Annotated in this window: 3 protein-coding genes and 1 pseudogene; all 4 read left to right on the forward strand. The window is 63.7% G+C overall.

The window, feature by feature from the left end; translation table 11 throughout:
• The first annotated feature begins 112 nt into the window (after positions 1–112).
• The 4 genes and pseudogenes from ACH4C6_RS33915 to ACH4C6_RS33930 all read left to right on the forward strand — a co-directional run bounded on the left by ACH4C6_RS33915 (position 113) and on the right by ACH4C6_RS33930 (position 9,749).
• Positions 113–757: a hypothetical protein gene (locus ACH4C6_RS33915; protein ID WP_398112520.1), complete on the forward strand. Its 645-nt coding sequence runs from the start codon at positions 113–115 to the stop codon at positions 755–757.
• Positions 758–1,945: 1,188 nt separating this feature from the next.
• Positions 1,946–7,045 carry a hypothetical protein gene (locus ACH4C6_RS33920; protein ID WP_398112521.1) on the forward strand — a complete coding sequence of 1,700 codons (5,100 nt, stop codon included), beginning with the start codon at positions 1,946–1,948 and terminating at the stop codon, positions 7,043–7,045.
• Positions 7,046–7,077: 32 nt separating this feature from the next.
• Positions 7,078–7,941, forward strand: coding sequence for a hypothetical protein (locus ACH4C6_RS33925; protein WP_398112522.1), 864 nt, complete (start codon positions 7,078–7,080; stop codon positions 7,939–7,941).
• 492 nt (positions 7,942–8,433) lie between these two features.
• A pseudogene (locus ACH4C6_RS33930) lies at positions 8,434–9,749 on the forward strand (IS1380 family transposase).
• Positions 9,750–11,569 lie beyond the last annotated feature (1,820 nt).

Raw genomic sequence — 11,569 nt, forward strand, 5'->3', positions numbered from 1 at the left:
ACTCTTTGTACCGACCAGCGAAAGTGAGAGGGAAATGCCGCAAGGGGATCACAGCGAGGCACACATTGAGCAGCCTCTGCGAGGGACGGCTGAGGAGGCGCCCGCGCGACCGATGGGTGCCGAGGCATCCCAGCGCGATGACCGGCTGCCACCGCTTTCGGAGAAACCATCGCTCTTCGACAGAGCCAAAAGCGCGGCCCGCGACGCCTGGAAGTGGGCCAAGGAACGTTCGGGCACGGTGACACGGCACTTCAAGAAGCCGTGGGTGCTGGGAGCAATAGGCCTTGGCCTTGTTGCGGTGGGCGCGGCCTCCGGCTTTGGTCTGGCGATCGTCGCAGGGGCTGCCATCATCGGCGCAGGTGCCGGTGCCCTGTATCAGGTGCATCGCAAGCAGCAGAGAAACAAGGTAAAACTGCAAGAAGCCCAGCTCCAGCAGTTCCGTGAGGGGACGTCCTGGGGCATGAATGCTCCTGCGCCGGCGCACATCGCCGCGGGATTCGCTCAGGCCCAACACACCTCGCCGGCGCCGACTGTCATGACCCAGATGGCGGCTCATGCACCGACCGCAGCGCACCCCGTCCAGGAGACCGTGAAACTGCCGGAACCGGCATATCTGCCAGGATCCGACTTCGCCAGTACGATCGCGAGTTTGCGGTCGTCTGATCTTCCGATAGCCCCAAGCGGCCAGCAAGATCAACCGGCGCCATCCCACAGGCCCGCGGCGTCGACGAAGGCCATGAGGCGAGGCAGCATCTGAACGACCCCCCGGCAATCGCACAGCATTTTGGACGGATCTGCCTGCCGAACCATTTGCCCGCCTCCCGCGTAAAGAAAGCCGTAATGGCATAGCGGACAGTGAGAACACTGCCGTGTGACTGCGAGGGAGGATCCAGGAGATGACGCGACTTCCAAGAGCCAGGTCCGACGGGCCAGGGCAAAGCGATCACATGAACTATAGGCGCGAGGCGTACGCCGCCGAGGAGCAACTCTTGTCGGAGGAACTCAGCAACGCCGTAGCCCAAGGTCTGGCTCAGCAGAATCCTCTGGTTCCCAATTGGATCAAAGGCAATCAGGAACGCTACACGACATGGCAAGAGACGTACGTCAAAGCCAGGTTGAACGATCCGGACAGCAACGAGCTGCACGAAACGATACAAACCTACATGGCAACGGGTCTCCTCATGCCGGCTCCCGCGTGGGTAAACGACCTTCCGGACGCCCAGAGATGGTGGGATCACGCTCTTGACCAGGGACTAAAGAAGCAGGGAATTACTCTCAGGCAAGGCGCCAGGGGCTCGAACCCGCAACACGGATTTGGAGAACCTCGCGCGGTGGAGCGACCGGGGCGGGTCGTTTCGCCTCCGCCGTGGGAGGTCAGTGGGTCGCGTCTGGGCGGGAGCCGGTCCGGTGGCGAGTCGGCCTCTTCGTACGCGGTGGAGCGACCGGGGCGGGTCGTTTCGCCTCCGCCGTGGGAGGCCGGTGGGCCGCGTCAGGTCCGGCAACGTCTGGACGGAAACGGTGGTTCTCACGAGCCGACTGGCACGCCTGTGCCCCCAGCTTCGGACAGGCCTGCGCCTGTACCTATTCCCACCGGCGCGTCGACGCGCGCGGGTATTCCCGCGGGCAGGCCCCTGCCCCCTACTCCGCAAGGACCGCGCCCACCCATCGTCAGGCCGCTCCCGCTTCCCCCGAATGTTGCGGCTGCCGTGACACTGCCGGGGGTCGATCCGAATGCCGTCAGATCGGCGAGCGCAAGCAGTAACGGACAAAGGGCGGGGGGCGTGCACCGACAGGGTGTCTCGTCACAGCCCGCGCTCCGTCGCTGATCTGGGTCGGCAACGGCACAGCCGCAAGGCCGAGGTAGCGGCCAGGCCGGCCGGTACGTCGCCGCGAGCCCAGCCGATATCCGCAGCTTTCGCGTCCCGGGGACGGAGAAGGACATCTGATGACTGAGCCGTTCGCCGAGCCTGAGCCGCGACACCGCGTGCCTCAAGGGCCGTGGTATGCGAGACGCGGTCTGCAAGGCGACCTGCAAGTCGAGCATGTGCCACCTGTCACCGACGAGGCGATGTCTGCGGTGTTCGGCCTGGAGCTGCCTGGGCGTGACAGAGAGCTGGTGACCGGCATCAGGGCCGCAGCTGCGGCCCTGATCAGGCAGCCAGAGCCCGAGGGGTGGATGGACAGGCTTCGCTTCGGTGAACTGCACTGCTTGCACGGCAGGTTGGTCTGGCTCTGCCCGACGGTGGACAACATGGCCCCTCTGCCGCAGGCAGCCGAGCCGGAAGACCGGCAATACGACGTCTCCTACAACTCCACTGCGGGTGGCACGGAAACCACTCGCGTCACCACCCGGACTGTGGAAGCGGGCCTCCTCGGCATCCTGAGGCTGGCGACGGGTGCAGTGCAGGCGGTGGCACCAGGAGCACCGGTTCTGGGTGCGGAAACGGCGACAAGCAGTACCCACTCCACCAAGCAAACGGTCATCTCCGGTCACAAGCTGCGGGTTCTGGATCGGGTGGCCTACAGGAGCGACATCCGACTCCGGGTCTTTGTTGACGGCGTGGCCTGTGCGGATGTCGTGGTGGGACGTGGACTGCGCGTGAGCTATCCGCGTGAGCACGCCGACGTCAGCGAAGGTCCCTCCGCCCAGGCTGAGGCGCCTTCGGCACCGACCACGTCTGTCTCCCGGCATCGTCGGCCCGGAGAGGTGCTCAACGCAATCGATCTGGTGCCCTTCGTTGCGGCGGTCCAACGCGACCTGCGAAGCGCCGGCCTGGACGCCAGCGCGGCTGCAGATGTCACCCGCCAGGCGCAGGACGCCCTCCTCAATGAACGCACCGCGCGGTCGCGCAGCAGATGGTGGCTCACGAGCGGGGATACTTCTCCGGAGCTTTCTTACGGGATCCAGCTGCCAGGACTGGGGGCCTTTCGAGGCTACTTTCGGGTGAGTGCCGCTTTGCACAGTGGGCAACTCCTGGGGATCAGCCGTAAGCCCACCACGCGCACCGATCAGGGCACCGGCGGCACGATCACCCGCAGCAGCGGTGGTGAGAGCGCAGGGTCACTCACCGTGGGCGTGAACGCACTCGGCATCGAGGCGCTGCCCAGTGACGTCGTGCGCGGACTCGCCCCGCAGGCCGCCGTCACCGTCACATCAGCGCGAGGCTGGCACACTCGCCTGACCTCGCAGGTCATGCCGCATACGGTGCTTACCCTCGAGGATGACATGGCCCGGTACGGGTCTGTTCTGCATCTGCAAGCCGAGTGGGTGACCTCCACACACCGCTCGCTCACCGTGACGAAGGCGGCCGTCTACGCAGATCTGGGTGTGCCATGGCGCGGGGGTGGAGGCCCCATCGCTTTCGAGGAACGTGCGTTCGGCAGAGCGGTCAGTCCGTACTTGGACAGGACGGCTACGGGGTCAGCGCCTGAGAGTGGAGGGATCGGTGGGCAGCCCCACGTGCTGGCTCTTCCCCGGGCCGTATTCAGTAGCAGTTTGTCCCCTCGGCAGCCGGTCTGGGCTGGACCGTTCTACGAGCCGAGGCGGCACGAACGGGAGCCGCTGGCTCTGGCCGCCCGGATAGGACTTGGTACGGGGACGGCTCTCGGCATGGGCGGCGCAGAGGTGGTGCACGACTCCGTGCGGCAAGCCCTGAGAGAGGCGACGACGAGTAAAGGCCGGCACAGCCCTGTTCTGCCGGATGCGCTCCTGGACGCCTACTTCGGTGCACCTGCCCTGGAGGGTGACCTCACCAATCTACTTGCTGGCGTGTCCCGTACCGTGCAGGTGGACAAGGTTCCCTTCACCATCGACCTTCAAGCCAGGCTTCTCGACTCCCGGGGAGTGTTTCAGGACAACTTGAGGGTCAACACGCGTCTCGCCACGGGGATGTCTTTGGCGGCGATCAGGGACACGCGCAAGTCGGTCAAGAGCAGCCTCGGTGGCGGCGTGCGCATCAACGTCGCCGACAAGGTCCGGTTCCAACTCGGAGGGCTTCGACTGATCGGCACCTTGAGCTGGGGCAGCGGCCTTTCGATCACCAAGGCCGACAAGACATATGTCCGCAAGGAGACAGGGGGAGGCTCGGACCGGCACACCCTGGACCTCGGCTTCCACGTGCGGATCAGCAGTCCTCTGGGCGTGCGCCAGTGGTGGCTGGCGCAACCCGACGAGCTGGTCGCTGAAGTGTCGGTGCCCCACGACTCCATGCCGCCTCGCGCGATCGACGAGGCCGCTCCGGACGGCATTCGTCTGCACCTGTCTCGCAACTGGCCGGACCCGCCGGACACCACGCTGCGCCTTCAGCAGGGGACCTCTGGCGTCTATCCTCACTTCCCGGCTCTGCCGCAACTGCACCATGTCGTCTCACGCTTCTACGACGGTCCGCTCCCGGACGCGTTCGTCAAGGCGCTGCAACCTGGCTCACTGTGCGCTGACTTCAAATACCTTGCCAGTAACCGCGGTTTGACCTTGGACCACGAGCGCGGCGATGGCTGGACCGCGACCATGCGGCTACGGCTGCGGGTGAGCCGCCCCCGGCTACAAGCAGTCGGCGGTGCCACCGAGATCGAAGCGTTGCAGCAAGCCGTGATCAAGGCTGGCTCAGACAAGCACCAAGGCTGGTCGACCGCTCTGCACATGGCTGCCGGCCCGCAGGCATCGCTGAGCGGATCGCAGGAAGGTGATGAGAGCGCCGACCTGTCCGGCACCGCCGATAGGCGGAGCACATCGGCTCATCTGGCTCTGCTCGCTGAAGCAAGCGCCAAATCGTCCAGGCACGTCTCCCGGCGTGAGGCGAGCGGCGCCGTCCACATCAGCAGGGCCACGCATGAGGGAGACAATGTCCTCCTGGAAGGCGACCTTGCCTTAGAGGTGGTGCTGGGGCTGTCCAAGGGCAGGCAGCAGATTGACCTTGCGCCGCTCTACGTGGCCTACTCACGAGGTGCCACGCTGCTCATGCCCGCCCGACGATGGGAGGACACTCGTCCGGGCACCCGAAGGACCAGCCTCGTACCGCCCGACCGACGCTACTTCAACGGCGGAAGGGTGCCGACGGCTATAGCGCACTGCGAACTTCTCCAAGACGACACCGTTCTGGAAACGATGTTGGAACAAGCCCGAAAGCGGGGAATAATCCGCGAGGCCTCCAGCACCGGTCTGGAGCATGCCGAGCCCCTGCAGCGGGCTCTGGAGGTCGTCTTCCGCAAAGAGAATCTCATCGCCGAGATGCCCCTTCTCCTGAGCGGCTCCGCCGTCTCCGTAGCACTGCCGTACAGCAAGCAGCTCGGCGCCTCTCGCACACTGTGGGCAAGCGTCACGGCGCACCTCATCGAAGCGGCCGACTCCAGTCGCCCGCGCCCGGACACGCAACTCACCCATAGAAGCGAGAGTGTCGAGGAAGTCGATCGCGAGCGCAAGAAGACGACCACCTTCACGGCCGGGGTGAATGCATCAGCCTATGGCGGCACACACAATCCTGACCACAACGAACGCAGCCAAGGCGGCCTCGCCGTCACCCTCGGTTTCGCTGCGGCTCGCGGACAGGCGCAGAGAGAACTCACCAAGACGACAGACATCTACCGTGCCACCACGAAAGACCCCGATGGCTGCCATGAATTCACCCACCAAATCCAGCTGACGGTGGAGATGGGCGAAACTGCACAGCTTCCTGAAGCGATCGGCGCGCCTTTGCGAGCCCTCAGCTCCTTGTGGCGGGCACGAGGAACCAGAGGCGGCGACAGTACAGCGCGCTCCCTTTGGCAGTGGTCATCCGCGGACGGCTCTCCCGTGCGCGTCGGTGTGCGCCTCCTCGTGCCGAGTCATCTGACCGTTCCGGCGCACCAGTCCGTACCTCCATCCCCCCAACTTGTCGCTTTGCCGTCGGCGTCGGTCAAGCCGTGGTGGGGCCAACCGGCCGTGCCAGGTAAAGCGTTCGCTCCCGAGCTGCCCACACAGTTTCTTGCGTCCGTCTTTCCGGGGGAGATGGCGGCAGCGGGCGCACTGAATGCCTGGCTGGCCTTTGCCTCACATGCCTTGAAGCAGGCGAATCGGCCACCCTTGCCCGCTGACCCTCTCAGCCTGACTGTAGGACTCGATCGCCGCCCCGCTTCGGACACCGCCAGGCGTTACGCGGCCGGCACGGGCAGTGCTTGGCTGCGTCCGCGCCTTCGGGCGTTGCTGACCATGGACTACCTGGTAACGGTGGCGGACCTCCCATTGCGCGTAGGCTTGAGGATCACCGATGCGCGCATCATCGGCCCCTGTGACGGCGGCCGATGGAAGGGACGCCGATATGACCAGCGGGAGAAGGAGAGCGACAGACAAGTCTTCTCAGGGCGCGGCGTCCACTTCAGTGCGACACCTTTCGCGGGCAGCGGAACGAGCGACGAAACCTACCTGGGTAAGACTCACGGTGGATACAGCGATACCCTGGACGAAAAGATCACGTCTGCCCTGGAAGAAACCGGCGAGCATAACACCGAGGGCACCAAGCTGTACCGCTGGTACGTCTTTGATGTCCGCTTGGTGATTCAGCCCGTGGAAGCGCCGGTACGCGCTCTATACCTGGATGTGCCAGGTGGGCTCACGGCCATGCTGCCCATGGACGGCCCTCAGCTTGAACACCGCTTGGAAACCGTTTCGGCTATGCCCTGGCTGTCTCCGTACTTTCAACTTACGAGACAGCATCCTGGCTTGGGACGACTTTTGCGACTGAGTCACCTCCCCGGGCACACAGGCATGTCGCCTGAGGCGCACGCTGAGGTCAGCGCTGCCTCTGCCCGTCTGCGAGCTATTGCATCGGAGGACCATCGCGTCTCGGATGCCGATGCGCACACGATCTTGCGTGAAGTGTCGTCCGTTTCCTCACGCCTCCTGCCTCAGAAGCAGCCCGACGTAACTTCTGCAGCAGCATTGCAGGCAGGAAATCCTCACACGCGATCACAACAACCGTATCGCGTCGGTGAACCAGAGAGTGCGACGACGGAGACAACACCTCCACGGGTGATTTCTACGGCATGTTACAAACGAAATCCAGCAAAATAGCAAGCGATAGCATTCTGTCGGCAAGGGAGGAAATGTTCACCGCCCAGCAAGAGGAATTGATCAAGGCGCTCCTCGACAAGTATGGGTTGTACAATCGGTTCAGGAAGCGTGATCTGCAAGAGCTGGCCGGCGGACGCAACATCGATCAAGATTTTGCCGTGCTCATGAGGTCAGCCTTCAAGGCCACGATAGGATCCCCCGCCGGCTACGTACTTGATTACCGAATGGTCGTATACAAGCCCGAGATTCTTCAATCATATGGCCGTGGGCGGATTCGCTCCACTCCCGATGAGATGGCGTACGAGGAGTGTAATATTGTTCCGAATGTCAGCGAAGATCTCTTGTATCGAAGCATGCGGCAAGATAATGAATGGCTAGAAAACCTCTGGGACCGCATGGTGCATGATTACTTGTACTCCGCCCGCCAGGCTGCACTAATCCTCCCGGAGACGGCTGAAGGAATATTCATGAAAAGGCGAGCTCTCGAAAGAGTGGTAGCAGAAGGATTTCGAAAACATTTCCTACACCCGGCGCCCGCCGAGGACATCATCTATGAATCTTTGAAATCGGAAATTCATGCAGGCGCTTATCTCTACGCAGAGTTTCTTGCCGAACGCGCGCAAGGGTTCGCCAATGCCGTCCACTACTACGGCTCCATCGAAGACGCCCGGGAAGCTCGCCAACGCACCAGTGCGCGCCGCTATGATCCGATCAAGTCTCCCAGGTACGTGCTGCCCTCTCCCCAGCACACCCATGTCGCGACGGCCAGCGCGGCTTCTGCCCCGCTCCCCACATCCGGGTCGGACCGAGGAACGTCCTCACGCCGCACGCAAACCGCCCGGCCACACAGCATCACACCTCACGCCTTGCCAGATGGGCGACGTCGCATGCTGTGAGGAAACACTGCGCAAGGGGCGCTTGATAATGCCACGTCCTCGCACGCGCCGCCTCAAATGGCGGTGCCCACGCCGGCACCCGTGCCCGCACCGAGGCGCACAACGACTGCGCTCAGTGCCCGCTCGGAGAGCGCGCTTCTCTATGCGAACCAGGGTGGATGCCCCCTCACCGACCCACCGCCGGTGTTCTGACATCGGTTCAGGTGTGCCTTCAGGCACACGGGGAGTCAGTCGCGGTCCTGGCCCGTTCAGAGCGATGAGAATCGACTCGACAAAGTGCCCGTGCTCAGTCACCAGCGCCGCACAGACTCACAAGAGACGGCAGAAGAGCCATAGAGGATTAGGCCGGCGAACCGGAACGCCCGTACGTTCCTTAGCCTCGCGCTTTCATGAGAGGGCTGTCCAGAGGTTGATCAGAAACACGAAAAGCGCCCTTGACCTGCAACGGTAGGACTTGCTGGGGTTGGCTGCAAGGAAAAGAGCACTTTCCAGGTGAAGCACTCTATCGGGTCCTATCCCCGGGTCCCTGGTCCAGGACGACGGCCGCCAGTTCGTCTCCCAGGCTGGGCAGGTTTTGCTCGTCGAAACGGTCCGCAAGAGCGGTCTTGACCAGGCTATATCCCAGGCTCTGGCTCCGTGGCGCAAACTGCGGGCCGTCCACGATCCCGGCAAGATCCTCCTGGACGTCGCCCTGGCGGTCGCACTGGGCGGGGACTGCCTCGCGGACATCGCGATGCTGCGGTGTGAGCCGGCCGTCTTCGGCCCGGTCGCCTCCGACCCGACCGTCTCCCGCCTGATCGATGCCCTCGCCGCCTCCAGGGAGAAGGCCCTGCAGGGCATCCGGTCCGCACGGTCCGAAGTCCGTTACCGTGTCTGGTCGTTGGCCGGCAAGACCGCCCCGGCTACCGAGGGCCAGGTCGTCATCGACCTCGACGGCGTCCTCATGATCGCCCACTCAGACAAGGAGGACGCGGCGCCAACGTGGAAGAAGACCTACGGCCATCATCCGGTGACGGCCTTCGTCGACCACAGACCGGGTGGAACCGGGGAGCCGATCGCCGCCCTCCTGCGGCCGGGAAACGCGGGCTCCAACACGGCAGCCGACCACATCGCCACCGCCCAACCCGCCCTGGCCCAACTGCCCAAGCACTACCGGCGAGGGCGCCAGACCCCGATCCGCACGGACTCCGCAGGCGGCACCCACGACTTTGTGTCCTGGCTCTCCAGGTGAGGACGATGGCTGTCCTACTCGGTCGGCATGGTGATCACCGAAGCGATTCACGACCACGTACTGAAGACCCCCGCCTCAGCCTGGACCCCAGCCGTCGACTTCGACGGTGAGGCCCGTGACGGGGCCTGGGTTGCCGAGCTCACCGGCAAGCTCCTCGACAGCCCCAAGGGCATGCGACTGATCGTGCGAAGAGAAAGGCCCCATCCTGGCGCCCGGTTGAGAATCACGGACGCGGAAGGCATGCGGATCACGTGCGTCGCGACCCACACCCCGACCGGCCGATCGCCGAGCTCGAGCTCCGCCACCGCCTACGGGCCCGCGCCGAGGACCGGATCCGGGCCACGAGCTCCACCGGCCTGCGCAATCTGCCCCTCCACACAACAGCCCAGAACAGGGACTGGCTCGATATCGTCCAGCTCGTCCTCGACCTGCTGGCCTGGATGCCCATGCTCGCCCTCACCGGCAAGGCTTGGCTCTGGAACCCCGCCGCCTGCGATTCCGCCTGTTCTCCGCAGTCGCTCAGCTCGTCACCACCGGCCGGCGCAACATCCTCCGCCTCACCCAGCACTGGCCCTGAACCGGCGAGATCACCGCCGCCCTCGAACGGCTCGCGCTCCTGCCCATCTCCGGCTGACCAGCAACTCACCACCGTCCCGACGACAACATCACCCCGCCCCGGGCAGTGGAACCCGGCGCCCCCCGAGGCGACAACCGGGCCGCCGGCCTGCCCACTGCCAGCTCCGGAAAGCGAAAGGGCCCACCGACTCCGCCGGCGGACCCTCAAGAAAGATCGAGGTTAGCACCCTCTCACGGGCACTTGAAGCATCAGTTGAAGCGTAGCCAACCCAGAATGCTCGGTATGTGAATCCTTCATGACCATGTCGATATAAAGGGATTATTAAGGGGTCGTCAATAATCTTGCTCAGAAGTGCGATAGTTCCCATGCGAGCATCCGCACTTTATCGGTGCGACGCTCTCCATGGCATCCTTTCGGAGGCGGTTTCATGCCATCCAGTAACGAAGTCCGCGCGGCTAGTACTAGCACGCCTAATGAGATAGCAGTTAATAGGAGTGAGTCGTTCGATGAGTTAGCAGAAAGACTCAAAGCGACTAAGCAGGCAGCGGCGGTAGCTAAAGTTGTTGTGTACTTCGACGGTGTGAAGACGTGGGAGACGCCAGTCTGTAGGAGTGGCATCGACTACTACATCGATAGGTATGCGATCCTTCCTAAGAACAAGAAAGTGCATCTTGATGAGCAAAAAACCTCGGTAAAGGATGCCGAGGTGGGGGCTCTGGGTCTCGCCCATGCGTTTCTGGCGAAGAAGGAAACGCGAGACATGAAGCCAAAGAAGGTCACTCTTGAAATCTTCTCTAATCCTGGCCCCTGTAATGCATGTAAAGAGCGCGAGGCGGAGTTCCTGCAGGATGTAGATAAGCTCTACCCGGCGTCTGCAGTCCAAATTAAGCTCCAATACAAGCAAAGGGAAAGCGCTTCCCTGATGAGGGGAGGTACTACGGTCTACGGACACATTGACGCTCAACGCCGTATCAGCTCCGTAGAAGGCGAACCCTACTACTCGCGGAAAATGACCATCGAAACGCCTTCCGGTGTTGTTCCTGCCGCTAATTTTAAAACAAGCCACACAAATCAAGAATCGCCGATCAGTGACAGCAACACGGGGTTCACACCTTCGAGTGGGGGTTCCGAGAGTCCGACGGAGCGACCAGCTGCGGGGGACCCTGATAGCGCTCTAGCGGCTGCCGATGCCCGCGCAGCTGCATCCGGTATCCGGCCGGAGTACCCCGCGAGCGGTAACCCGCTGGACCGTGTCAAGCCGTCGAGGACCCTTAACTGGGCGCACCCGCCTGTCTCACATGCCGGTGGTTCAGCCAGCCGCGTGGCTCCGCCGACGTCGGTATCGTTTGCGTCCGCAGTTGCCGGGCCGAGCAGCGGAAGCGTGCCTGCTTTGGGCCCGCATGCCGCAACTCATTCTGTTGCGCCTGGGACCACCGCATGGGGTCCGCAGGCTGGAGGTAGTCGCAATGCGCCTCGTACGCATCCGAGTGCCTCGCCCAATCCGTATCCGTCGGCTCTGCTCCCGGCTGATGCATTCCACATTTATGCGCCTCCCGGTGGTCAGCCGTCGGTGGCTGCCGGTGGCAGTGGTGGGACCAAGCCAGCGTGGGGTCCGCAGGCTGGAGGCGGTCGTAATGCGCCCAGGACGCTCCCGAGCGCTGCTCCTGTGCCGGGTCAGGTTCCGCTAGGGCCGCCTGCTGTTCCGGGGTATGCGCCTGTTATGGGTGGTCAGCCGTCGGTGGCTGCCGGTGGCAGTGGTGGGACCAAGCCAGCGTGGGGTCCGCAGGCTGGAGGCGGTCGTAATGCGCCCAGGACGCTCC

The organism is Streptomyces sp. NPDC017943 (genome assembly GCF_044328425.1).
Classification (GTDB): Bacteria; Actinomycetota; Actinomycetes; order Streptomycetales; family Streptomycetaceae; genus Streptomyces; species Streptomyces djakartensis_A.